This is a genomic window from Terriglobia bacterium, from assembly GCA_020072645.1.
Lineage (GTDB): Bacteria > Acidobacteriota > Terriglobia > Terriglobales > Acidobacteriaceae > Angelobacter.
Genome location: JAIQGK010000016.1, coordinates 88,089 through 110,627, shown reverse-complemented (window position 1 = coordinate 110,627; position 22,539 = coordinate 88,089). Strand labels below are relative to the sequence as shown.

Annotated in this window: 23 protein-coding genes; 15 read left to right on the top strand and 8 right to left on the bottom strand. The window is 53.5% G+C overall.

The window, feature by feature from the left end; translation table 11 throughout:
* The first annotated feature begins 136 nt into the window (after nucleotides 1-136).
* From LAO76_22215 to LAO76_22200, 4 genes are all read left to right on the top strand, one after another.
* Nucleotides 137-331 carry a hypothetical protein gene (locus tag LAO76_22215; GenBank protein MBZ5493643.1) on the top strand — a complete coding sequence of 65 codons (195 nt, stop codon included), beginning with the start codon at nucleotides 137-139 and terminating at the stop codon, nucleotides 329-331.
* A 192-nt stretch (nucleotides 332-523) separates the two neighbouring features.
* Entirely contained in the window at nucleotides 524-1,366 is an 843-nt protein-coding gene (locus tag LAO76_22210) for a hypothetical protein (protein MBZ5493642.1), read from the top strand.
* Nucleotides 1,363-2,349: a hypothetical protein gene (locus tag LAO76_22205; GenBank protein ID MBZ5493641.1), complete on the top strand. Its 987-nt coding sequence runs from the start codon at nucleotides 1,363-1,365 to the stop codon at nucleotides 2,347-2,349. Before LAO76_22210 ends, LAO76_22205 begins: the two co-directional genes overlap by 4 nt.
* Nucleotides 2,350-2,364: 15 nt before the next feature.
* Nucleotides 2,365-3,087 (top strand): hypothetical protein, encoded by a 723-nt coding sequence (locus LAO76_22200; GenBank protein ID MBZ5493640.1) that lies wholly within the window; start codon nucleotides 2,365-2,367, stop codon nucleotides 3,085-3,087.
* Nucleotides 3,088-3,219: 132 nt separating this feature from the next.
* On the opposite strand, the gene lpxI is transcribed toward LAO76_22200, so the two are convergent.
* Nucleotides 3,220-4,071, bottom strand: a complete 852-nt coding sequence (gene lpxI / locus LAO76_22195) for a UDP-2,3-diacylglucosamine diphosphatase LpxI (GenBank protein ID MBZ5493639.1) — start codon at nucleotides 4,069-4,071, stop codon at nucleotides 3,220-3,222.
* Between the two features lie 85 nt (nucleotides 4,072-4,156).
* Here lpxI and LAO76_22190 point away from each other — a divergent pair, with 85 nt between their 5' ends.
* Nucleotides 4,157-4,513 (top strand): hypothetical protein, encoded by a 357-nt coding sequence (locus LAO76_22190; GenBank protein ID MBZ5493638.1) that lies wholly within the window; start codon nucleotides 4,157-4,159, stop codon nucleotides 4,511-4,513.
* Between the two features lie 11 nt (nucleotides 4,514-4,524).
* Here LAO76_22190 and lpxA read toward each other — a convergent pair whose 3' ends face one another.
* The gene (gene lpxA, locus LAO76_22185; GenBank protein MBZ5493637.1) at nucleotides 4,525-5,298 is read right to left on the bottom strand and encodes an acyl-ACP--UDP-N-acetylglucosamine O-acyltransferase; all 774 of its coding nucleotides are present in this window, start codon (nucleotides 5,296-5,298) and stop codon (nucleotides 4,525-4,527) included.
* On the bottom strand, nucleotides 5,295-5,843 hold the full coding sequence (fabZ, locus tag LAO76_22180; protein ID MBZ5493636.1) for a 3-hydroxyacyl-ACP dehydratase FabZ: 549 nt from the start codon (nucleotides 5,841-5,843) through the stop codon (nucleotides 5,295-5,297). Before fabZ ends, lpxA begins: the two co-directional genes overlap by 4 nt.
* A gap of 1,489 nt (nucleotides 5,844-7,332) precedes the next feature.
* Between fabZ and LAO76_22175 the strand changes: the two genes are divergently transcribed.
* A complete protein-coding gene (locus LAO76_22175; GenBank protein ID MBZ5493635.1) occupies nucleotides 7,333-8,160 on the top strand; it encodes a hypothetical protein in 828 nt (275 codons plus the stop codon).
* A gap of 694 nt (nucleotides 8,161-8,854) precedes the next feature.
* Here LAO76_22175 and LAO76_22170 read toward each other — a convergent pair.
* On the bottom strand, nucleotides 8,855-9,715 hold the full coding sequence (locus LAO76_22170) for a DUF3667 domain-containing protein (protein ID MBZ5493634.1): 861 nt from the start codon (nucleotides 9,713-9,715) through the stop codon (nucleotides 8,855-8,857).
* A gap of 236 nt (nucleotides 9,716-9,951) precedes the next feature.
* Between LAO76_22170 and LAO76_22165 the strand changes: the two genes are divergently transcribed.
* The 6 genes from LAO76_22165 to LAO76_22140 all read left to right on the top strand — a co-directional run bounded on the left by LAO76_22165 (nucleotide 9,952) and on the right by LAO76_22140 (nucleotide 15,326).
* Nucleotides 9,952-10,728, top strand: coding sequence for a MotA/TolQ/ExbB proton channel family protein (locus tag LAO76_22165; protein MBZ5493633.1), 777 nt, complete (start codon nucleotides 9,952-9,954; stop codon nucleotides 10,726-10,728).
* On the top strand, nucleotides 10,728-11,150 hold the full coding sequence (locus LAO76_22160; GenBank protein MBZ5493632.1) for a biopolymer transporter ExbD: 423 nt from the start codon (nucleotides 10,728-10,730) through the stop codon (nucleotides 11,148-11,150). The genes LAO76_22165 and LAO76_22160 overlap by 1 nt, the downstream gene beginning before the upstream one ends.
* 177 nt (nucleotides 11,151-11,327) lie before the next feature.
* Nucleotides 11,328-12,116 (top strand): TonB family protein, encoded by a 789-nt coding sequence (locus LAO76_22155; GenBank protein MBZ5493631.1) that lies wholly within the window; start codon nucleotides 11,328-11,330, stop codon nucleotides 12,114-12,116.
* Between the two features lie 8 nt (nucleotides 12,117-12,124).
* On the top strand, nucleotides 12,125-13,480 hold the full coding sequence (locus tag LAO76_22150) for a translocation protein TolB (GenBank protein MBZ5493630.1): 1,356 nt from the start codon (nucleotides 12,125-12,127) through the stop codon (nucleotides 13,478-13,480).
* A 94-nt stretch (nucleotides 13,481-13,574) separates the two neighbouring features.
* Nucleotides 13,575-14,252 carry a peptidoglycan-associated lipoprotein Pal gene (pal, locus tag LAO76_22145; protein MBZ5493629.1) on the top strand — a complete coding sequence of 226 codons (678 nt, stop codon included), beginning with the start codon at nucleotides 13,575-13,577 and terminating at the stop codon, nucleotides 14,250-14,252.
* A gap of 180 nt (nucleotides 14,253-14,432) precedes the next feature.
* On the top strand, nucleotides 14,433-15,326 hold the full coding sequence (locus LAO76_22140) for a tetratricopeptide repeat protein (protein ID MBZ5493628.1): 894 nt from the start codon (nucleotides 14,433-14,435) through the stop codon (nucleotides 15,324-15,326).
* Nucleotides 15,327-15,767: 441 nt separating this feature from the next.
* Here the strand turns inward: LAO76_22140 and LAO76_22135 are convergent, their stop codons facing one another.
* The 4 genes from LAO76_22135 to LAO76_22120 all read right to left on the bottom strand — a co-directional run bounded on the left by LAO76_22135 (nucleotide 15,768) and on the right by LAO76_22120 (nucleotide 20,230).
* Nucleotides 15,768-17,231, bottom strand: coding sequence for a cytochrome P450 (locus LAO76_22135; GenBank protein MBZ5493627.1), 1,464 nt, complete (start codon nucleotides 17,229-17,231; stop codon nucleotides 15,768-15,770).
* 296 nt (nucleotides 17,232-17,527) lie between these two features.
* On the bottom strand, nucleotides 17,528-18,310 hold the full coding sequence (locus LAO76_22130) for a hypothetical protein (protein ID MBZ5493626.1): 783 nt from the start codon (nucleotides 18,308-18,310) through the stop codon (nucleotides 17,528-17,530).
* 613 nt (nucleotides 18,311-18,923) lie between these two features.
* On the bottom strand, nucleotides 18,924-19,679 hold the full coding sequence (locus LAO76_22125) for a zf-HC2 domain-containing protein (protein MBZ5493625.1): 756 nt from the start codon (nucleotides 19,677-19,679) through the stop codon (nucleotides 18,924-18,926).
* Complete coding sequence (locus LAO76_22120) at nucleotides 19,676-20,230, bottom strand: sigma-70 family RNA polymerase sigma factor (GenBank protein ID MBZ5493624.1); 555 nt, start codon at nucleotides 20,228-20,230, stop codon at nucleotides 19,676-19,678. Before LAO76_22120 ends, LAO76_22125 begins: the two co-directional genes overlap by 4 nt.
* Before the next feature lie 562 nt (nucleotides 20,231-20,792).
* Here LAO76_22120 and LAO76_22115 point away from each other — a divergent pair.
* The 3 genes from LAO76_22115 to LAO76_22105 are packed head-to-tail and all read left to right on the top strand — an operon-like array spanning nucleotide 20,793 to nucleotide 22,531.
* A complete protein-coding gene (locus tag LAO76_22115) occupies nucleotides 20,793-21,218 on the top strand; it encodes a hypothetical protein (protein ID MBZ5493623.1) in 426 nt (141 codons plus the stop codon).
* Between the two features lie 27 nt (nucleotides 21,219-21,245).
* The gene (locus LAO76_22110; GenBank protein ID MBZ5493622.1) at nucleotides 21,246-21,752 is read left to right on the top strand and encodes a DoxX family protein; all 507 of its coding nucleotides are present in this window, start codon (nucleotides 21,246-21,248) and stop codon (nucleotides 21,750-21,752) included.
* Nucleotides 21,749-22,531 carry a haloacid dehalogenase type II gene (locus tag LAO76_22105; GenBank protein MBZ5493621.1) on the top strand — a complete coding sequence of 261 codons (783 nt, stop codon included), beginning with the start codon at nucleotides 21,749-21,751 and terminating at the stop codon, nucleotides 22,529-22,531. Before LAO76_22110 ends, LAO76_22105 begins: the two co-directional genes overlap by 4 nt.
* Nucleotides 22,532-22,539 lie beyond the last annotated feature (8 nt).

Sequence of the window (22,539 nt, the reverse complement as noted above, 5' to 3'; positions counted from 1 at the left end):
CCATCTCACATTCAGTGGGAGGTGGCGTATGGCAGAGCACAAAGGGCCCAGGATCGTTTCTCCAGCGGGGCGGCAGTCCGGCCAGGAAATGTGAGAGAAAAGCCCAAACCCGCACGGGGAGAGCAAAATTCTGGAAATGCCTATCCGTACGCAGCAGCGCAACGAAACGTCCGGCAAAAACATTCCCAAAGTTCCCAACACAATTGGCGGCAACCTGAATCCTTCAGTCGCGCATGACTTTGAGAAGCATGTGGTCAGCCCCAAAAACGCTGAAGAAAAACGTCCTCGCCCAGCTAAGCCGGCCAAGGACGTCAAGAGCAAAGACGCTTGAGCTGGTGTCGCTCGATTGCAAATTCGCTCATAAATTTAGCAGCGAAGGAACCCAGAGAATGCTTGGCGGGTGGGACTCGAACTCAACTAAAACCGTAAATTCAATGAGTTAGCCATCAGAGAATCGCAGCTTTATGCGGGTGGTCGATGTTAAACGGGCGAAACGGATTGTATTTGGATTGTTACCAACGGCATGCCCAGCGACTCGTATTCATTTATTTTGTTATCAAAATGTGAGATAATAACGTCGTTCGCGCCTTATAAAGCACACCCTTCACACATGCAACAACAGCAAGCTAGCACTATTGAAGGAACTCAGACCCTCAGCACTGAGTCTCTTCGCCTAACCGCGTTCCTCGCCCCTGCGGAGACCATTGCTCAACAGAATTGGTGGGCAGAACTGACCGGAGCAGAGCCTGAGTCGAGGACTTCAAAACCAGGTCGAGGTGAGTCGCAAGATACTGGTCCATGTGGTGAAGGAAATTTGGTTCTGTCCATCCAGCCAGGGCGCGTCGATTGGCTTCTCATCCCGCAACAGGAGAACGAGCTTAGGTTCGTTGGTCGATTTGCAGAAACGACATCGACATTTAGCGAATTGATGCTCAAGTGGTTAGCGTCCGCCCCACCAATCATTCGCTTAGGCTATGGCGCAACTGTTCACCAACCAGCGAACGATAGAGTTGAGGCCTATACTCTCTTGTCAAAGTTGCTTCCTGCTGTTCAGATTGACACCCACAATTCTGAGGATATTCTTTACCAGATCAATCGACCGACACAATCCAAGATCGTTCCAGGATTAAAAATCAATCGACTTGGCAAGTGGACAGCAACAATGTTTGTTGGCGTCAGATTGGATTTGGCCAAGGTAGCTTTTCAACAATACGGCGGTCCCAGATTATTTACCTGTCGTATGGAGTTGGATGTGAATACGGATGGGGCGAACATATCCCCGTTTGACCACGCGAATTTAACCAAGCTTCTCATGGAACTGCGGGACTTAACGTCCAACTTGGTGTCCAATGGAGATAGGCTATGAGTACTTCAACGACTGCGGGACTTCCTGATGGTCTCAAAGCCTATCTTTGGTCAGACAGATTCCCTTACAATGAAACATACTGTGGCAATGTTTCAGGGGTAGATAGAGTTACATTGATCGATACAGGAATGGCGGCGAAAACAAATGTCGCATTTTCCAACACGAAACAGGTATATGCGGTTATCGGCGCCCTACCTAACTCGATAGATAATGCTCCTTTGTTTTACGGCGGCGAGTTTGAAGAAGCAATAGCACAAACAACACTTAGTTTACGAACAGGTTGGGAGCCGTCCGTACTAAACCTTGAGCATGGTTCAGGAAAAACACAATTGTTCTGCCTGAATGCCGGATTACGTCAGGAATCCGTTGAAACCTTGTTCGGAAGCCCATCGGGTTGGAAGCCCGCTACACTAAGTTTTGGGTATGGGTCAGGAAAAACCCACATGTCCTACTTGGGCGACCAACTGTTTCAGGAGCCCGCTGAAACCTCTTTCGGAAACCTGACGGGCTATCTCAATGCTCTTCCTCAGGCTAAAGCAATAAGCAGCACTGCTCTGACAGTGAATCCGCGTGTAGAGACAAAATTCGAAGCAGCGTTCCAACGAAACAGCGACGAATATTTTGAGGATGGTGTAGAAAGCGATTTTGCGAGGGAGTTGGAAATGCTCGCCATTTCTAATCGTGATAGCGCAAGCAAAATTCTTACACGCTTGCTTGAAGCTGAGAATCTCGCGCCCTCTGTATGGGGTGAGGCTATGAGATGGCTGGGACAAACTCAAGCATTGCCTCGGGAATCTCGGGTACTCCTTCTAGCCAATGGCCTGTTTTCCTCTGCCCCTGCGATTCGAGATGGCGCAATTGTAGGCCTGGCATCGCTTCGGGATACCAGTTCACTGCCCTATCTCAGAAAGGCGCTCGATAGAGAGACATCCGATGAGTTGCGAGCAGATATGCTCACTCTCATTGAATGGCTCTCTCGATAGACTAGAGAAAGAAGCGTGTCGCGCCTGCTCGTCAAAATCAAAAGAGAGCGTTGGTTAAAGGGCCCACGACCGCCATATCTCGAAATGGGCGACGTTCCTGGCGACTGCCTGCAAGACTTACGCATCAATGAGAACAAGCTATCAGTATGGAGTATCGAGCCAGACGATTCCAATCTGAAACGCGTAATGACCGCGCTGGCTGGCACCCATGAAATGATCACGACTTTCTATTTCCTAGTATTCGATGAGACGGTCGTCGCAAATCTTGGGCTAAAGATGACACCGACAAATGGCAATACAGCGGACCGCGACGCTAATCGCTGGCACCGCGATATTGTCGAATTGTCAGCGAAGAAGGCTCTTTTGCTTGTTATCGCTATCTTTGATGAGGCTAGGAGAGTGCCATTCTTTCAATCGGATGTGGAGATGTCATTACAAAATGCCATCTCCGCGGGCCATATAGATCCAAACAAACTCAATTCACGCCTAGCCTCGAAGCTGACAACCGTACTCAACCCGGCACAAAAGGCAAATACCCCTTCCGTGTCGGAATCGGGAACTAATGTCCCTACGTTATCAGTTGGCACCACTACCGCAAAGAAAAGTTCGCCACCTGCTGCCAAGAAAAAAGACAAGCCACAAGGGTTTATGAAAATGTGCATAGAAATTGCTTCTTTTTCACGTGCAGCATGGCGACGCTATCGAAATAACAAATCGTCGCAAAATAAAAGTTCTTGAGCCTGAGGTGTCGCTAGACTATCGCTGATGCCAGCCCCAAAGCCCGCAACAAAGCCTCAGGACGACAGAGATAAGCATTTTGTCCTTAACAGCATTTGTCGGCTATCTACAGGCCAGAGCCTTTGCGGTGAATCAACCTTCTCCAGCCGCCACCGCGATCCCCGCCTCATCCGCCGCCTGAACGATCTTCTCTCCATCCAAGAAGAGGCACTTCCCTGCATCGATCGCCAGGCACGTTGCGCCGACTTGCGCCATGGTCTCAATCGTTTTCAATCCGATCACCGGCACGTCAAAGCGCATGTCCTGATTTGGCTTGGCGACTTTTACGACGGTCAGCTTACGGCTTAGCATGGAGTCGCCGTCCACAGCAGCGCTCTTCATCAGCTCGCCGGCCCGGATGATCGTCGCGTCGGTGCCTTCCATCGCTTCCAGGGCCACGCAGGCAGCCTGCGCAATTACGACTGTCTGGCCAATATCGTACTGGGCCAGTTGGCGCGCCACCTGTCGGCCATACTCGATATCTTTCTGCTCGGCTTCACTTGGCTGGCGGCGCGTGAGTACTCCCGGTCGCGCCAGCAGTGGCTCAAGATAGGAGGTGGAACTGATCAGGTGAATGCCTTCATCTTCCAGCACCTTGGCTACCGCGCCGATCAAAGAGTCCGTGTTGCGCGTGCCCAGGGACAAAAGCACCTTGGCCAGCCGCCAGTCCGGCCGTATGGAGGAGAATATCTGCTTGTGCTTGACCTGGCCGGCCATGATCGCGGTGCTCACGCCTTCACGCTTGAAGAAGTCAATCAGCTTGCTCAACTCGCCCAGTGACATCCAGTGAACCGTGGCGGCGCCGCGGCTCTCAATGAGAGGAGAAGTTTCTTCCTTGATGGCGGCCACCACTACCTGAGCGCCCTGAGCGCGGGCCGCATCCAGCAGCAGCAAAGGAAAACTGCCATTTCCTGCAATGAGCCCGAGTTTTTGGCCCTCAATCATTTGGATCAGTGTATCAATTGCCTTTAATTCTTCAGTAGTAAGCTCACCTAACCCGCGCTGCCAGCATCATAACCAGAGAGTAAACATGCGGATAATTCCAGACCAGCTCAGAAGCAAGAACCTTGTCCCGTTCAAGAAGCGCCATGGCCGATACAAAATCCCCGGCATGACGTCAGAGAACGAGGTCTTGATGGACCGCGTGGACCCTGATTTGAGCCCTGAAGAGCAAAGCTACGTCCGCCATTATTTAGGTTATGCCGATGCTTTAATGCGTGGCGCTGAAGAAAATGTTGTATCGGAGAAGCGTGAAGCATCTGCGCCGGAAGAGGCCCCATCTGCAAAATCTGCACCGGCGGAACTGCGGCTGACAATGGAGCCCGATACTGGACTTACGAATGAACCCAATCCAGCCACAAAGGGCGGGTCAGTACGGGCAGCCTGAAAGTCTTTTTCTTATTTGATAACGCCGCGTTCTGAGTCTTCTATAAATCGAATCAGCATATCCACGTCTTCGCTGCGATCAGCTTCCGACCTCAATTTCTCCACCGCCTGCGAGGTGTTCAGCTTGGAGTTCAGCAACACTCGAAACGCATGATGGATCTTTTGAATGCGCTCTTCACTGAACCCCCGGCGTTGCAACCCCACTGAATTCAGGCCATAAGTTTTCACTTCGCGCGGCGTGGCGCACTTGGCAAAGGGCAGCACGTCCTTGGTAATAATGGTGCCTCCGCCAATGTAAGAGTGCGCCCCGATCCTGGTGAATTGATGCACTGCACACAGCGCGCCCACGACAGCCCACTCTTCCACGGTGACGTGTCCGGCGAGCGTGGCAGCATTTACCAGCATGGCATGATCGCCAATCACGGAGTCATGGCCCACATGTGCATACGCCATCAACAGCGTATGACTGCCGATCTTCGTCAAGCCGCCACCCTTGGTTGTGCCCCGATTGACGGTTACGTATTCACGGAAAACGTTGTGGTTGCCGATTTCCAGCCGGGTTTCTTCACCTTTATAAGTCAGGTCCTGCGGCTCGCCACCAATCGCGCAGAAAGAAAAGAATCGGTTCTGCGAGCCAATCTTCGTTGGCCCATGGATAGCCACGTGCGACATCAGTTCGCACTGCTCACCCAGTTCCACGCCCGCGCCCACCACGCAATACGGCCCTATCGTGCAGGTTGAATGCACCTGCGCCTGGGAATCTATCAATGCTGTGGGATGGGTCATTCTGTTGCTTCAGCCGGAGATTCCGTGCCTGTCTGCCCGCGCTTGAGCGATACCAGTTGCGCGCTTACGGTGCCATCACAGACTACTTTGCCATTCACAAACGCCTTGCCTTCCATGCGTACGGCAATGCGTGACGCGCCTTCTTTCCAGCTCAGCATCACCACCTCAATCCGAAGCTGGTCGCCCGGCACCACTGGACGGCGAAAGCGCGCCTTCTCTATGCCGGTGAAGACAATCAATTTATCGCTGCGGTCTTCAACTTCTTTAAGCAGCATGGCGCCGCCGGCCTGGGCCATGGCTTCCACGATCAGCACGCCGGGCATGATGGGGAAGCCGGGGAAATGGCCGGCAAAAAATGGCTCATTGATGGTCACATTCTTGATGGCCACAATCCGCTTCTTGCGCTCTATTTCCAGTACCCGGTCAATCAGCAGAAACGGGTAGCGATGAGGCAGGATTGCCTGGATCTGGTTGATGTCCATAGCGCCTGAGGGGGCTGCGGGAGCCGAGGCTTCTGTGGCGTTCAGGTTTGTGGTTTCACTCATTCTGAAGCGCGAATTATAGAGGATTTGCCGTCTGGTTGAAACCGCTGAGACGGCCAGATCAAAATCTGGCGGCGCAAAGATAAAAAATAGTATTTGACTTTCGTTTCATTTTCGTCTAAAGTGAGGGTGACATTGACGGGAGCGGCGCCGGAAATGACCGCAGTTGGGCAAACACTCAATTGCGCGGGGAAACCCAAAAAGGCCTGCAACTCTGTGGTCTGTGGCCTACCGTTTGGGTCCCAGTTACCGCGGCCTCCGTGGACTAGAGTGTGTCCCTGAAAAGGGCTGCATTCTTGCGCAACACATCGCCACCGGATAGGTCGCGGGAGTGTGCGAAGAAGCAGCTAGCAATTAGCAACTGGCAATTAGCCTTTGTGTTTGAGCTGCGTTCATCGATCTGATCCCTGAAAAATTTCAAGCAAGGGAAGACGCAGCGATGGCTTCCTTCGCTCAGTCGCGTTTCCAAGACTAAAACCACTAGTCATTCTTGGCTCACGCGAGGCGGCAGCGGAGCCGATCCCTCACCCGCTGCGGTCTCACCAAAGGCTCGACCTCGGGATTCGGGATGGCATGTCGAGGGGGAGAGGGCGACGCGAAAAAGCAGATAAGCAATTAGCAGTTGGCAATTGGCTTTTGTGTTTGAGCTGCGTTCATCGATCTAGCCCCTAAAGAACTTCAAGCAAGGCAAGACCCGGGCGAGGACTCCTTCGCGCCGCAAGCATTTCCAGAGAATAATTCTCCAGGCATTCTGGCTCACGCCGCATGACACGGGGCCAATCTGCGTTTTTATCTCAGGGGCTAAAGCCCAATCATTTTGAATCGCTTACGGCACGGCTGAAGCCGTGCCCTGACACTTGTATCGCGGGACAAGAAGGTTCGAGCAATTACTGATTTGGAATTAACTTTTGTGTCTGAGCTGCGTTCATCGATCTAGACCCTAAAGAACTTCAAGCAAGGCAGGACCCAGGCGAGGGCTTCCTTCGCGCCGCAAGCATTTCCAGAGAATGGAATTCTCCAGGCATTCTGGCTCACGCCGCATGACATGGGCCAATCTGCGTTTTTATCTCAGGGGCTAAAGCCCAATCATTTTGAATCGCTTACGGCACGGCTGAAGCCGTGCCCTGACACTTGCATCGCGGGACGAGAGGGTTTGAGCAATTATTGATTTGGAATTAGCTTTTGTGTTTGAGCTGCGTTCATCGATCTGATCCCTAAAGAACTTCAAGCAAGGCAGGACCCGGGCGAGGGCTTCCTTCGCGCCGCAAGCATCTCCCAGAGAATAATTCTCCAGGCATTCTGGCTCACGCCGCATGACACGGGGCCAATCTGCGTTTTTATCTCAGGGGCTAAAGCCCAATCATTTTGATCGCTTACGGCACGGCTGAAGCCGTGCCCTGACACTTGTATCGCGGGACAAGAGAGTTCGAGCAAAACAAATTCTGAATCGGGCCACCCAAAAACGGGTGGCCTTTTTTATGCGAGGTGAATTGTGCAAAAGGAAGAGATCATCGCTGCTATCCGTAAGTGCGCACAGGAACTGGGGCGCACGCCAAGTCTGGGTGAGTTAACCGAACGAGTGCACGTATCCACGCGCACGATCCGCAAATTGTTTGGCAATTACGGAATGGCGGTGCGGGCATGCGGCATGGAGCCTCCGCGGGGCGCGCCGACGCCGCTGGAAGATTTGTTTGAAGACTGGGCGGGAGTGGTGCGCAAAACAGGAAAGCTGCCCACGATTTTTGAGTACGAGCGAGAGAGCGCATATAGTTCCAAGCCGCTGGTGAGCCGATTCAAGGGATGGCGTCAGGTGCCGCAAGCCATGGTAGCGTATGCGGAACGGCACGCGCGCCTACCCGGCGAGTGGGCTGACGTGCTGGACATAGCGAAGGCGACCGGCGAGGGGACGTGGCTGGCAACTTCGACCTCCATGACGACCGGTGGGCCGCCGGGAACGGGCAAGATTCTGACCGACCGTCCGGTTTACGGGCCGCCGATGATGGACATGGGCATGGCTTTTGGCCCGTCCAACGAGATGGGAGTGGTGTACCTGTTCGGCATGGTGTCATGGGACCTTGGTTTTGTGGTGATGCGAATCCAGGAGCCGTTTCCCGATTGCGAGGCAATGCGGAAGATCGACGATCAACGCTGGCAGCTAGTGAAGATTGAGTTTGAAAAAGAGAGCCGGAATTTCCTGCGTCACGGCCACCTGCCCAGCGGGTGCGACCTGATTGTTTGCTGGGTGCATAACTGGCCGGAGTGTCCGGTGGAGGTGATTGAGTTGAGCACGTTGAGGGTTTGGGGAAGGAGAAGGGAGTGAGGGGAGTTACCCAGCCGAATCGATGCGGGGAACGGGGCAGAGGCCGCAGATTTGCGCAGATAGACGCAGATAAAACCTTTTAGCCGCGAATGGACGCGAAAGACGCGAATTGGTTTGGTGATTTGTTCGTCTCATTTGCGAGATTCGCGACGAACGTTCTTAACACTCTTGTCTTCTTGAGGCCCCTCGCCCGACGATCCCCTGACTGACGTTACGTTGCTGGAAAAAGTCCAGTTCGTGATGCTGCGTAGCCAAGTGGTAAGGAATGATGTGAAGAAGTGATTTACCCAACCTATCTTTTAACAATTTGAACGCCTGCGAACGCGTAATATGCCGGAACTTCTTTCATGCAGTCTTATGCAGGAAGGAACATAGGCATCTATCATTTCTAGTTTGCTCTTTGCCCCTCGCTTGTATTTGCCATGCGACAAAAATCCAGTACGAACAAAGAAGCGGGGACGATGAGGAGCGATGAATATATGCTACGATCTTTGGTGCTCCCACGGAGATTACCTAATGGACTGGAAAACGACGATGAAGACCAAACCAGTTTTTTGGTTGTTGGTCCTTGGGATTATTGCTGCGCTGATCTTTGCTTTTCATACTTTACGAGAGGCATATCTTGCAGGATTGCGCGCACACTAAACGCGACCGTGCCCTGGATTCGCGGGTGCGATTTGGAAATATCAATGATCTAATGCCCAAAGCGGGTCTGTAACAAGGCGAGCACGACGCTGATCGTGGTGGTCACGATAATCGCAAGCTGAGTCCCGCCGTAGGCCACAAGCGTCTTGACCGTGGTTTTCCGTTTACCCTCACCATGGAGCTTCCGTAAGGTCACCCACAAGTACGGAAGACTGATGGCAAGAAAGAGTAGTGTCAGGAGATTCTCCCAGAAACCCCGGATAGGCGCACCTGCGGCCATCCAGAATGGCCATTTCACAATGGTCAGCAGGAATGTAAATGACAAGAAATAAAGAGCTGTGACGGCATGCTCGGCGAAATACCACTTCTGCTTACGGTAGAGGACCGCGAGCAGGCAAGTCATCGCCAGCACATTGATGAGCTCTGCCCGTTCATAATAAAAAACAATGCGTTCATTCACGCGATCAAGAAGGACCTCTTCTGAAACACCTTTCTGGGCCGCCATCTTCGCGACAAACCTATGCATAACCCCCGTCTGGTCACCGGCCATCGCAGGCCGAAGGTCGAAGGGAGAATGAAACAATAACACCAACATCATCAAGGCAAAGGTAAACAAAAAGAGCCGAAGGGGATTTACATACCTGGATCTCTTGCCGGCGAGATATTCGGCGGTAACAAACCCCGGCTTGGTGAGCAGGTAACGAAAGGTTCGCAAGGCCCTGGAGTCCATTTCGAACAGCTCATGCACGAAGTGCTGAGCAAAATGTTTGAAGGAGAAAGTGTTCCGATCAAAACTATGCTCACCGCAGGCAGGGCAGAATTCCTGCGTGATGGTTTCACCGCATGTTGGACATGTTGAAGATTCCTCTTGTTTTACAGCGGTAGCGCTTCCCTGGACTGTGGCGGCCATACGTTCCCCGTTTGGAGCAAAGTTGGCAGAGTATAACCCAGTTTAGAGGAAGACAAGCCATGGATTCCAGAAACTGAAAAGGAACTAACCAGCAAGCTGTTCCCGTGAAACATTCCCCATCCCACCGGGTTCTAACCCATATCTAACCCTGTTTAGCCAATGTATTCACCCGTTTGACGTGAGCAGCCGCAGGTGTTACGGTCAAGAGTTAACTGATAGAGGCGGTTGACTTTGCAATGATAAATCTACAATTCCCCCTGTTCGCGTCCATCGCCGGCGGAGTAGTTGCTAGCATTCCTGGGTCCGGCGTCGCGCCCGGCGCAGCACCTGTCCTGGCTCCCATTTTGGCGTCGTTTGTTGGCGGAGAGATTTTTAACCTGATACGGCAGACCGGGGCCGTGGCGCAGGTGGTCCTTATTATCCTGCTGATATTCAGCATCTTGTCATGGTCCATCATTCTTACCAAGTGGGGCGCCATCAAGCGGGCGCGCGCACAGAGCGGACGCTTTTTGCGGGCGTTCCGCAAGGCGCAGCGCCTGCAGGACATTGCCGCCGTCTCTGAGCAGTTCAAGCCCAGCCCGCTAGTGGCCGTCTTTGACAACGCTTATGACGAGTTTCGGCGGCAGGGCGATGGCAATATTAATGCTGTGCAGAGGGCGGCGCAGATTGCTTCTTCTGAGGAGCTGACGCGGCTGGAACGCAAGCTGCCCTGGCTGGCGACGACCGGCGCCGTGGCACCATTTATCGGACTGTTTGGCACGGTGTGGGGCATTATTGACGCGTTCAACGGCCTGGGCAGCGAGGGCTCCGCTACGCTGCGCGCGGTTGCGCCGGGAATTTCAGAGGCGCTGATCACCACCGCGGCAGGACTGTTTGCCGCCATTCCGGCCGTGATCTTCTATAACCAGTTCACGCACAGCATGCGCGAATTTGGGGCGCGCATGGACGATTTCACCATGGAGATCATGAACTTTATTGAGCGCACCACCGGGGTCACAACGGGAGTACGCTGATGGCATTTACCACCAAGAGCGGGCGCACGGAAACGTCGCTTTCTGAAATCAACGTGACGCCGTTTGTGGACGTGGTGCTGGTGCTGCTGATCATCTTTATGGTCACCGCGCCGGTGCTGCAGTCCGGCATTGAAGTTTCAGTTCCCAAGACAAAAGTGGTGAAGGAAATTTCCGAGGAGCGCCTGGTGATTACCATTACCAAAGGGCAGGAAGTTTACCTGAACAGCGATCACGTGCGCCTTGACGAAATTGGCGACGCGCTGCGCAAAAAGTTTCGTGATCCACGGGGACAGGCAGTGTATGTGCGGGCCGATGAGAACGTGGCTTTTGGCGCGTTTGCCACGGTGATGAGCGCGGTGAAATCCGCGGGCATCACGAACGTGAGCATTGTGACCGAGCCGATACAACCGGGGAAGAAATAGTTTTGCCGCAGATCAGCGCAGATTAACGCAGATCGGGAAGGCAAAACCTTACCGCGGATGAACACGGATAAACGCGGATTTGGGGACAAGTTCAAAACGACGGTCGGGCAAAAAGTGGGACGTGGAACGTTCTTGGTTAAGCGCTAGTTGCTAATTGCTGATTACTAATTTCTAAACATGGCATACGTCAGGGCCAACCTGTTTTATGAACGCGAGGAATGGAAGAAGCCAGTGCTTCTCTCCGTGGGATTCCACGGACTGCTGGTTTTGTCCATTGCTGTGTGGGGCTACGTGGCGCAACAGCACAGCACGGCCAATGACTGGGGCATCAAGGAGGGCGACGCCGTGACGGCACAACTGGTGAGCGCGTCGATTCCGATTCCGAAGGCGGAGCAGTCAGACAACATCGTGGCGAATGAGAGCAAGGGCGTAACGCAGACGCAGCCGCAGGCCAAGCCGGTGGAGAAGCCTCCGGACGATGCAGTGCCGATCCAGGGAAAAGTTAAGCCTCAGAAGATTGAAAAGCCGGTGCAGCAGGCGCATGTGACGCAGCCTCCGAGGCCGGTGCCGACGCCTGAGACCGCTGTGCCTTATGGCGAAGGCGGGCCGGTGAGCGGGCCGTTTGGCTCAGTCACGACCGCGAATTACAAAGGCGGATTCAGCTTCCAAAATGCCGACTTTGGCGGCAAATATGGCTGGTATGTTGACGGCGTGAAGCGCAGGGTGCAAGCCAACTGGCTGACGTATGAGATTGATCCGCGCATTAAAGCGCCGCATCGCGCGTTTATAGAATTTGACATTACGCGCGATGGCAGCCCGGCAAACGTGCATCTGGCGCAGTCGAGCGGCGTGCCTTCACTGGACCAGTCTGCTATGAGGGCGATCCAGCGCATTGATAGTTTTGGCAAATTGCCGGAAGGCAACAGCGTGACTGTAGATTTCTGGTTTGACTATCCTCCGAAATAGGCGAATTCATGGTTAAAGAAAAAAGAACTGGTACGGGAAAATCGAGCTTACTGCTTCTCAGTTTGATGTTGCTCGGCAGCTTTTTGAGCGCGACCGCTCAGGACCGAATCAAGATTGAACTGAACATGGGCCAGGAACGTCCGCGGCTGGCCGCGCCGGATTTTAAGGCCGCGAACGGCGATCCGCAGACCGCGCCGCTGAACACGGTGTTTAACCAGGTGCTGTGGAATGATCTGGATAATGCCGGAATTTTTGACATGGTGGCGAAGAGTTTTTATCCGTCGCAAACACCAGGGCAGCCGGCGGAATTGCAAGCGAAAGCGTGGGGAGATCCGCCGCCGAACGCCGGAGTGCTTACGTTCGGCAACCTGGGCGTGAACAACGGGAAAGTCGACGTCCAGGGCTGGCTGTATGACGTGAAGAATCCCGGCGCGCCGCAGATCCTGGGCAAGCAATATAAAGAAGATGCAACGCCGGACATGGCGCGGACGATCGCGCACCGCTTTGCGGATGAGATTATTGCGCGCCTGGGCAGCGGCATTGCGGGGATCGCAGAGAGCCAGATTTATTTTGTGAGCACGCGCAGCGGAAACAAGGAAATCTGGTCGATAGATTATGACGGGGCGAATCAAAAACAAATTACCAAGCTGGGGTCAATAGCGCTGTCACCAAGGATTTCACCGGATGGATCGCGGCTGGCATTCAGCGGTCTGGCGAAAGACTCATGGCAGATCATGATGTATTCGCTGGAACTGGGCCGCACCGTGGCGTTCCCACGGAATGCAGGCGATAATTTTTCTCCCGCATGGGCCTCAGATGGAACTAAAATCGCTTTTGCATCCACCATTCATAGCGGGCTGTCAGAGATATTTGTCGCGGACGCGAATGGCGCAGGCGCACGCAGGCTGAGCACCGGCAAAGGCGATGTGTCGCCGGTGTTCAATCCCAAAACGAATGGCCAGATTGCCTGGGTAAGTGGACGCACCGGATTGCCGCAAATATACGTGATGGACGCGGACGGTAGTAACGTGCAAAGAATGACCGACCAGGGCTATGCTGTTTCGCCAGCGTGGTCGCCCAATGGATTGCTGCTGGCGTTTGCCTGGGTACGCAATTACGGCCCCGGAGTGCTGGGCGGCTCGGACATTTATCTTATGGATATCGCATCACGACAGATCATACAATTGACCCACGATGGCGGGCGCAATGATTTTCCGTCATGGTCTCCGGATGGGCGGCACATTGTGTTCCAGTCTAACCGCACGGGCAATGAACAGATCTGGAGCGTTCTGGCGGACGGCACGCACTTGCAGCAGTTGACGCGTCAGGGCCGCAATAGCCAGCCCAATTGGAGCTTTAAATAGGCATTATAAGAAAATTGCATTACTTTTTGGAGGACATGAGGTGAACAAGAGCAAGAGCAATCGGATCGTCGTCCTGGGGGTGCTGGCTTTTTTGATGGTGGCAAGCGGATGTAAAAAGAAACAGCCTGCGCCGCCACCGCCACCGCCGCCTAAAGCAGTAAGCGCCACACTTTCTGCCAACCCGACTTCCATTGAAGCTGGGCAGTCTTCAACCCTAACCTGGAGCACGGAGAACGCAACTGATGTTGCTCTTGATGGCAACAAGGTTGATCCCAGCGGATCACAAACCGTCTCTCCGACGCAAACTACTACCTACCATCTGACCGCGAAGGGCGCTGCGGGAACGCAGGAAGCCACGGCGCAGGTTTCAGTGACTCCGAAAGCGACGCCTACACCAACGCCCGCGCCAACGCCGACCGTCACTGACGATCAGCTTTTTGCCCAGATGGTAAAGGATATTTACTTCGATTATGACAAGGCTGATCTGCGTCCCGACGCACAACAGGCATTGGCACAGGCGGCACAGATCATCAAGCAGAAGGGCTGGAAGGTCCAGATTGAAGGCAACTGCGACGACCGCGGTTCCACCGAGTACAATCTGGCGCTGGGTGAGCGCCGCGCTGACTCGGCCAAGCAGGCGCTGATTCGCGACGGCATTAGTGCTGACGCGCTCAAGACCATCAGCTATGGCAAGGAAAAACCGCAATGCACTGAGCAGAATGAAGATTGCTGGCAGAAAAATCGCCGGGATCATTTCTCACTGTTACACTAAACAAAAGGGCCGGACGGGCCAAAGCTCGTCCGGCTTATCAAGTTTGGTTCGCGCCCAAGGTTTGGTTTCCGCAAGCCCTGATTCCGGTGCACACTTAGAGGACGCGATTCCTCGTCACGAGAAAAAGAAAAATCTTTGCAGGATCAACCAGCTATTCTGCATCTAAAGAGTTAAATGCCTATGAAGAAACAAAGTTTCGCCGTTGTGCTGGCTGTGCTGCTGTTTGCACTGTGCGCCAGCCACACTGCTTCCGCCGCGGACACCAAATCACAGCTTATCCAGATCCAGACGCAGCTCCAGCTCATGCAAGACAATATGTCTCGCATGCAGCAGTCGTTCGATGAGCGCATGGGCGTGATGAAAGATCTGCTCACACAGCAGACTGATAACGTGAACAAGATGGGATCGGCTGTCCAGAATCTGCAGAGAACGCTGGGACAGCAGACCACCGACGCGGGCAGCAAGGTCGACCAGATTTCCGGGCAGGTGCAGGCACTGCATGATGCCGTGGACGAATTGAAAGCGCGTCTCGCCAAAGTGAGCAAGCAGCTCGACGATATGCAGACGGCGCAGCAAAATATTACCGCTCCGCCCTCAGGCTCGCAGCCCGGCGGTCCCAGTGGCGCGGCCAACAATGTGCCGCAGGCTCCGCCCGCAGACCAGCTTTATAACGATGGCCTGCGCGATTACAACGCCAACAAAAACGATCTGGCATCACAGGAGTTCGCGCAGTATCTGCAGGTCTATGGCAATACAGATCTCGCTGGCAACGCGCAGTTTTACCTCGGAGAAATATCTTATCGCCAGGGAAACTATGCCGGCGCCGTGCAGGCGTATAACAAAGTTTTGGACCAATATCCCGGAGGCAACAAAACCGCCGCAGCCCAGTTGAAAAAAGCTTATGCTTTGTTGGAGCTTGGCCAGCGCGATGCTGGAGTGCAGGAGTTGCGCAGCCTGATCAGCCGCTATCCAAAAAGCCCGGAGGCCTTGCAGGCCCGGGACCGTCTTACAAAGCTGGGGGCCGCCGGCGGGGCCTCCAAAAAACCTGCCCGCCCCTCGCCCAGCCACCGCTAATTTTTGCCCCGAGCGCAGCCGAGAGGTCCCTATCGTTACAAAATTTTATGGCACACGAATTCAAAGGGTTCCGTGAGATGCGCCGGGTAAAGAACCTGGTCCCGAACCAGAGTCAAAAGCCTATTGAACTTTATAGAACTCGCCTGTTTCTACATCCAAGCCAAAAATGTTCTGATAGTAATTGCTTCATGAATAAGCTGATTTTCGGATGGCCTCGTGTTAAATTGCGACGTGACTAGGAATCTCAACGCTTGAACCACAAGATCGAAGTCCAGTTGAGAAAGCAAAACACTGCCGGATGACCAATTTCTGACCGCTCGCTGGTAAGGCTTGCGGTTCCCGTTGGTGGCTACGATGCTGAACCGTGGAATGGAGTCACTGACTATTGCTTGCTTGATACGAGTGATGCAACGCGAGGCCTCCACGATGCGAATCGATTTCTTACGCCTTGGGCGACGACTTCATCGAACCGTCTTGAGGCTCTTCAAGTTCCAATCCCATTATCAAGTCAGTTGCAGGACGAAGGGTTAGCTGGGGAATCGGCTCGATTCTACAGTCGTCCTCGAGAGTGAGCCGATACTTCCGCGTCACCGATAGGATGATCAGTTGTGCCTCAAGCAGACCCATACTTTGCCCGACGCACGCCCGCGGTCCTATACCGAATGGGATGTAAACATGCGGATCACGCCTCTCGGCTACCGTGGGCTGAAAACGTTCTGGCGCAAACTCATCAGGCCGGTGCCAGTGCATCGGATGCCGGTGCAAGACGTATGGGCTAATTATTACATCGGAGCGTGCCGGAATCACGAATTTCGCAACGACATCCGCTTCAATCGACTTCCTCGGTATAAGCCATACGGCGGGGTAGAGGCGCATGGTCTCTCGTAGCGCAAGATTCGTGTAGGTACATTTGGAAAGATCGGCGACGACCGGGCATCCTGGCCCGGTGAGGTCACATTCTTCTCTCACTTTCCTTCTTGTGTCCGGGTTCTTTGCGAGCAAATACCAAAACCACCCCAGGGTACATGCCGTCGTCTCATGACCGGCGAGCAGAATAGTCATTATCTCGTCGCGGATCTGCCTGTCGCCCATTTCCGCCCCGTTTTCATCACGTGCGCGAAGTAGCGTCGAAAGCAAATCAGGCGGCTTGTCGCTGGAGCATCGCCGGTTGGCGATTAGACCATGGACGACTTCCTCCAAATCACGCAATGCTCTCACAAAGCGCCGGTTCCGTGGCGTAGGCAATCGCGCCGTGCACTCGAATAAAGCTGTCATACGATGCATCGCATGCTCAGTGGCGACGCGGAATGCCGTCTCAACCGTCTCGGCTCGATACGCAAAGTCAGCACCGCCAAGGCATCTGACTAGGATGTCCAACGTAAGTCGCGACATTTCAGAAAAGATCCTTATGCCGGTATTACGCTCCCGCGATGCGTCCCACCGAACACACATCGCTTGGACGGCTGCGTTTACCGCCGGTGCATAGGCGCACACGGCACCTTGCTCAAAGGCCGATCGGGCCATCCGTCGCTGACGTTGCCACAGCGCACCTTCGCTAGTTAGGAGCCCATCCCCGATGAGCTGTTTAGCATGAGTAAGTCCCACGCCCTTCTTATAATTGCGATGGTTATCACGTAAAACCCGTCTGACACCGTCTGGGCAATTTATAAAGTACACGGGTTTATGACCCATGCGGAACATAACGATGTCTCCGAACTCTTCCCTCAGTGTGGCCAGAAAGCCCAGGCGATCTCGCTTGACATCTAGAAGACTGCCGAGGAGAGGCAGGCCGCGCGGTCCTGGTGGGTTCGCGGAGCAGAGGGGAACTTGTCCGGGCGACGCCGGCTGTGTCCCACCGATTGAGGGTTGGCAGTCTTTTGTCATCATGCCGATGGTTACGAGCATTCGGCTTGTCGAGGTGTTCCCCTGGTTAACGGTGCAGACTCGCGGGGTTCAAGAACCCGGACACGAACCGGTTTTCCCGTTAAACCAACTGTTCGTCGGTGCGAGCATCACGCGCGTCACACTGGCGCAAGACATCCGTGACGACGTTACGGTTACCACCACGAACCCATCCACCGCCAGATGTCACCAAGCATGGCCTCGGGCGGGACAATGCGCGAGATCAGTCGTGTTGTCACCTCTGCAGCTTTGGCCGAATATCTCGCTATGGGTCTCAACCCAACTTAGGGCAAGTTCAGTCACCCCTTCTTAAGTCTGTTGTTTTGGAGGACAGGAACCTGGTTGAAAAGGTGCCTTGGCACCTGTTTAAGCTGGCTTGGTAAACTTATTTCGGCAAAGGACACCAGCGTGCTTCCAGCCTTGTCGTGGCAGTCAATGGGTAACACCCTCAATTGGACCATGCCACCCTCATCTCTAAAGAAGGATTTCGATGGATTGTGCCTGAATATCACCTCGCCCTTCTCGTTTGCTGCGACTCCAACGTCCATGATGTCGTCCGTACCGAAGAGCGATACCGTCGGCGACAACTCGGTCCGGGTATCGACCGCAGGTGGAATAGTAAGAAACTTGTGTCCCTTGGGCCGCCCCTTATGTTGAGTGATGATGGTCTTATTGTTTACCCGCACGTCAAAAATCAGATCAAACTGGATGGTGGCGGGAAAGTCCTTTCCTTTTGTTTCTGCAATGATATTACTGATCGGCTGCTCCACGTCTTGGGACAGAATATACAAGATATCCTGTTTCAGGGACTTGGACCACGCGGTGGCTGTCCACGCCAGGGCAATAAAATCGATCTGACGGAATCCGTTTGAATTTGTATAAGCCTTTCCTCTTTCGATCAGCATGCGTCCTTGAAAGTTGAGTGTCTCAAGGAGAACTTCTTCCCCGTCCACGACTTGAAATAGGTTTACTGCAACCTCGTGGTGGATTATGTCGATGCCCGGTCCTGGAAATCGAAGATTATTGTGACCATCCATCATTGCTGCATCGATCAGTGCTGGATTGTGCGGCTTTTTTACCATAACTCCCCCCTCGTGTCTGGCAAAGCCTAATTGAATAGCAGCCCGTCATTCTTCTCCTAGATTGCTAAGTTTTCAATATTAGATACAGATCTCATCGTAACGGTAGTTTATAGCTAGATTGTCTTAAGCTATGTGCAGTATTTTGCACTCTAACATCGCTTGATCAACATGGTTTCTACAAAGTCATGCTTGTATGTTTGCCCTAATCTCGAGTACCAGGCTTTGTACTGTATCTTTGCCTCTACATAAGAACTTTCTAAACTCCCCGTAAAATTGAAGAAAGGATCAAGCCTGCAATTTGCCGATGTGTGCCCGAGCATCTGATGCAAACCCAGAGGGTCTACCTCCGACGAGTCATCTAAACGCCTTGAATCGACTGCGATTCGAAAGCGGGCGCGCTGGCATGAATGGCGGCTGCAGCCAGATTTGTAGCTGTCAAAGCCTCGCGTTTCACCAGCTTTCAACACAAAAACTTCTGGTGTGTAGCTTCTTTGCTGCCGGGGTGCTTTGATTTTGTTTGGGGTTTTCTGGGTTTCAGCCGTGATCACTGCGTCTCTTTCACCTTCAGATTGAGCCCAGCTTCCGCAGGCAATACTTGATCTCCTGCTTCTTCTTAGAACACTCCTCCCAGTCGGTTCGCGATCTCCTGCGTCTGCACTTGCCCCCTGTTGCCGACAACCACTCCGCTCATATGTGTAGAAGAGAAGCCCGAAGCCTCTAAACCGTGGCCGGCATCAGCCAAATGAATTGAATCATGTCTGTTTGTGGCTTGGCCGTTTGGAATCAGAAAAACGGATGTCTCGGTCGGTCCGGTTCTGAAAACGAAATGCGCATACTGCGCTCCGCCCAGGTTACACAAGCGGACCTTTTCAAACACGGCTCCCTTGGGCGTAATCGCAGCGAGCAAATCCTGCCGTGAAAATTCTTCCAGCATGAACCGGGCAACATCCTCAGGCTGGTAGGCCCAATCAGGATGTCGCAACAGCACCAGGTCGCTGTAGTGATCACTAGCTGCAGCCAGGGCTATTGTTCTTTGCACCTGATGCGCCCGAAAGCTTGAGACGCCGAGAACAGCCACCAGAACAACCATTGCGGCCAATGCAGCAAAGCGCAATGAACGAACATGCAGCATTCTCTTCCACCCGGAACTCGCCATCTCTCCATGGACCCGCTGAAGGACGGCTGAAACGTCCGGGCTATGTTCCAGCATTGCTGTCCGTAACATGTCGTCCAGTTGGCGATCTGCAATTGCCGACTGCGCGCAAGCCTCACATGCTTTGATGTGATGCTGCACGGCAGCCAATCCTTCTCCGGTTAGCTCCCCTGAAAGGTAAAGTGGCAGCAAGTCTTGAACACTTTCGCAATTCATAAGCCTTCCTTCCGGACAAATGCGCGTGTCTGCAATACGCTGCGAAGGCTGGCCCGCGCCCGGCTCAAACGTGACATCACGGTCCCTTGAGGAACCTGAAGCACGTCCGCCATTTCACGGATTCCAAGGCCCTCAACGGCCGCAAGTTGCAGCACCTCCTGGTGCTCGGGAATGAGCCGTGCAAATGCGTCCCGCACCTGCTGATTGGCGGAAATCCGCTCCGGTGCGGCGAGCCGCGGTGCGTTCTCTTCGAGAGACACTTCCGGTTTACGGATCATTCGCCGCATTTGCTTGGAATGCAGGTTCTTCAAAATTCGGAACAACCAAGCCTTGCAATTGGTGCCTTGTTCGAACTGATGGAAATGGCGCCATGCAGAAAGAAGCGTCTCCTGGACCAGATCTTCAGCTCTCGCCTTCTCTCCTTCGAGATGTAGCGCGTAGCGAAGCAGGCCTCCTGCGTGCGGAAGAGCGACAGCCTCAAATTCAAATGTCCAGTCCTTTGGCATTGTTAAACTCGTGCCGCGGACAAATTTGACGTCATCAAGCTCCATTAAATCATTTCCGTTCACACCACGACTCGGGTCCTGAAGGGCTCCTTACGCTATAAGCCTCCCGCACCTGATTTTCATCCCTCACACAAAAATATTTTTTAGGTCCCCTGGTTGGAATAAAGCAGGCGTTGCAGGGATTCTCAATGAACAGAGGCAGGATTCCCTGCCCCGTTCAAGGAGTAAATACGATGAGACCTTTGTTCATTCGGATTTTTGCTTTAGCCATGCTGACAAATTCCATCCTGGCATTTGGTGCGAATGCGCCATGCAAAGACGAAAAAGCGACCGCTTGCCCTGCTCCGGCTGCGAGTGTATCTCAAACAACCGATGACGAGCATTGCGCGAAAAAGACAAAGAAAGACAAGCACATGAAAAAAAAGAGCGACCAACAGAAACAGGATGACAATTACCCGGGCTACGGAATATTCGGCTGATTCGCAATGGTGTTCTGCGGTGACTACGGACGGCTTCCTGGCTGCGCTGGTTTAAGTCTTGAGGCCGTCCCAGAGAACCTCACACGATGTTGTAGTAGCAGCCAAAAGGCTGCGGAGAGATTCTGCGCATGCGCTTTTTAACGGTTTTGCTGATCGGCTCTGTTCTACCGGCATTTGCCTCAACGCACGAGCAGCCCAGCAATATTCTTCATTATCGCACTCGGAACTCGATGATTCTCGTGACTGTGGCTATAGACGGTAAGGATCGGACATTAGTTTTTGACACCGGCGCAGAGCAGACAATGATCAATTTCCCGCAGGTCTCACGCGAACAACAAATGCTCGTTTGGCAGCGTAGTTATGCGTACGTCAAGGAGAGAAGCAGCCTGAGGTTGGGGAGCGCTTTATTTTTGCTTCTCGTGATTAAAGCAGACCTCACTGGTAATTCCCTTTTGAAGGTAGCTGATGGAGTGCTGGGGCAGGATGTGCTCTCAAACTTCGCCAGCATTCGGATCAATAACCGTCAAAAGACGATTGAGTTGTTTGAACGCTAATATTTACGGATCTTACGGAGGTCTTGAATGCAGTTTGAGCAGTCAAACAGGTGGCGTCTTGCGCGTTGGGCGCCATTACTGCTGCGCCTGATTGTGGGATACGGATTCGCAGTTCACGGCATTGCCAAGCTGTCCAGGGGGCCCGGCTCATTTGCCGGCATATTGCAATCACTTGGCGTTCCTGCCCCTCACCTGATGGCGTGGGTCACAATACTCAGCGAGTTGTTGGGTGGCATAGCCATTGGAACGGGCGCATTCGTGACAATTTTCAGCGTACCGTTGGCGGTGATTCTGTTGGTTGCAATTTTCACCGTCCATCTGCCGTACGGGTTTAGCTCGATCAAATTGATTGCCGTAACGCAGACGGGAGCCCAGTTCGGTCCTCCAGGTTATGAATGCAATCTCTTATATCTCGCTGCTCTTGTAGCGTTGGTTTTGGGTGGGCCAGGACCGCTAGCGGTTGATGCATTCCTCGGGAGGAACAAGGCTAACAGACCCGGCTTAGACACAACTCATGAGAAGAGGGCCCTATGAATCGAAGAGAGTTTGTGGCTCTCACAGCCGCCGGCCTGGCCTCCTGTGCTTTAGGGCCGCGGTCCGGTGATCCAGGTAGAGACCAGGCTGCAAAAACAAAGATCAAGGCCATTGCGTTTGATGCGTTCCCGATCTTTGATCCCAGGCCGGTCTTCGCCCGGGCAGAGGAGCTTTTTCCCGGAAATGGTATGGCGCTGAGCGACGAGTGGCGCACGCGCCAGTTCGAATACACGTGGCTACGCGCAGTCGCACAACGATATGCGGACTTCTGGCAAGTTACAGAGGATGCTCTCGTCTTCGCCGCCAATAAACTAAGACTGGACCTGGGCGCTGAAAAGCGCGAAAAACTGATGAGCGGTTATCTAAATTTGAAAGCCTGGCCCGACGTATCGCCGGCCATCAGCGCCATCAAGAAATCGGGGCTCAGGCTGGCACTCCTTTCGAACCTCACGCCGCACATGCTTCAGGCCAACATTAGAAGCGCCGGTTTAGCCGGCATATTTGAAGAGGTTATCAGCACCGATCAGGCAAGAACGTTCAAGCCTGATCCGCGCGCTTATCAATTGGGCATTGAATCCCTGGGACTTCAACGCGACCAGATCCTATTCGCGGCATTCGCCGGATGGGACGCGGCAGGCGCCAAGTTGTTTGGGTACCCAACGTTCTGGGTCAATCGATTGAAGCTGCCGACCGAGGAGCTCGGCGCAGTTCCCGACGCCTCCGGTGGGAGCTTGCTGGACTTTGTGCAATTCCTGCACACGAACGCAACTTCGGGGTAAAAGGTTAT

What these genes read in the sequence shown, in the direction of transcription:
- lpxA (MBZ5493637.1), bottom strand. Translation starts at nt 5,298, where the DNA reads ATGACCCATCCCACAGCATTGATAGATTCCCAGGCGCAGGTGCATTCA.
- LAO76_22140 (MBZ5493628.1), top strand. Translation starts at nt 14,433, where the DNA reads ATGAAGAAACAAAGTTTCGCCGTTGTGCTGGCTGTGCTGCTGTTTGCA.
- fabZ (MBZ5493636.1), bottom strand. Translation starts at nt 5,843, where the DNA reads ATGAGTGAAACCACAAACCTGAACGCCACAGAAGCCTCGGCTCCCGCA.
- LAO76_22115 (MBZ5493623.1), top strand. Translation starts at nt 20,793, where the DNA reads ATGCGCTTTTTAACGGTTTTGCTGATCGGCTCTGTTCTACCGGCATTT.
- lpxI (MBZ5493639.1), bottom strand. Translation starts at nt 4,071, where the DNA reads ATGATTGAGGGCCAAAAACTCGGGCTCATTGCAGGAAATGGCAGTTTT.
- LAO76_22155 (MBZ5493631.1), top strand. Translation starts at nt 11,328, where the DNA reads ATGGCATACGTCAGGGCCAACCTGTTTTATGAACGCGAGGAATGGAAG.
- LAO76_22170 (MBZ5493634.1), bottom strand. Translation starts at nt 9,715, where the DNA reads ATGGCCGCCACAGTCCAGGGAAGCGCTACCGCTGTAAAACAAGAGGAA.
- LAO76_22110 (MBZ5493622.1), top strand. Translation starts at nt 21,246, where the DNA reads ATGCAGTTTGAGCAGTCAAACAGGTGGCGTCTTGCGCGTTGGGCGCCA.
- LAO76_22120 (MBZ5493624.1), bottom strand. Translation starts at nt 20,230, where the DNA reads ATGGAGCTTGATGACGTCAAATTTGTCCGCGGCACGAGTTTAACAATG.
- LAO76_22165 (MBZ5493633.1), top strand. Translation starts at nt 9,952, where the DNA reads ATGATAAATCTACAATTCCCCCTGTTCGCGTCCATCGCCGGCGGAGTA.
- LAO76_22125 (MBZ5493625.1), bottom strand. Translation starts at nt 19,679, where the DNA reads ATGAATTGCGAAAGTGTTCAAGACTTGCTGCCACTTTACCTTTCAGGG.
- LAO76_22190 (MBZ5493638.1), top strand. Translation starts at nt 4,157, where the DNA reads ATGCGGATAATTCCAGACCAGCTCAGAAGCAAGAACCTTGTCCCGTTC.
- LAO76_22105 (MBZ5493621.1), top strand. Translation starts at nt 21,749, where the DNA reads ATGAATCGAAGAGAGTTTGTGGCTCTCACAGCCGCCGGCCTGGCCTCC.
- LAO76_22160 (MBZ5493632.1), top strand. Translation starts at nt 10,728, where the DNA reads ATGGCATTTACCACCAAGAGCGGGCGCACGGAAACGTCGCTTTCTGAA.
- LAO76_22135 (MBZ5493627.1), bottom strand. Translation starts at nt 17,231, where the DNA reads ATGCTCGTAACCATCGGCATGATGACAAAAGACTGCCAACCCTCAATC.
- LAO76_22205 (MBZ5493641.1), top strand. Translation starts at nt 1,363, where the DNA reads ATGAGTACTTCAACGACTGCGGGACTTCCTGATGGTCTCAAAGCCTAT.
- LAO76_22130 (MBZ5493626.1), bottom strand. Translation starts at nt 18,310, where the DNA reads ATGGTAAAAAAGCCGCACAATCCAGCACTGATCGATGCAGCAATGATG.
- LAO76_22215 (MBZ5493643.1), top strand. Translation starts at nt 137, where the DNA reads ATGCCTATCCGTACGCAGCAGCGCAACGAAACGTCCGGCAAAAACATT.
- LAO76_22210 (MBZ5493642.1), top strand. Translation starts at nt 524, where the DNA reads ATGCCCAGCGACTCGTATTCATTTATTTTGTTATCAAAATGTGAGATA.
- LAO76_22150 (MBZ5493630.1), top strand. Translation starts at nt 12,125, where the DNA reads ATGGTTAAAGAAAAAAGAACTGGTACGGGAAAATCGAGCTTACTGCTT.
- pal (MBZ5493629.1), top strand. Translation starts at nt 13,575, where the DNA reads ATGGTGGCAAGCGGATGTAAAAAGAAACAGCCTGCGCCGCCACCGCCA.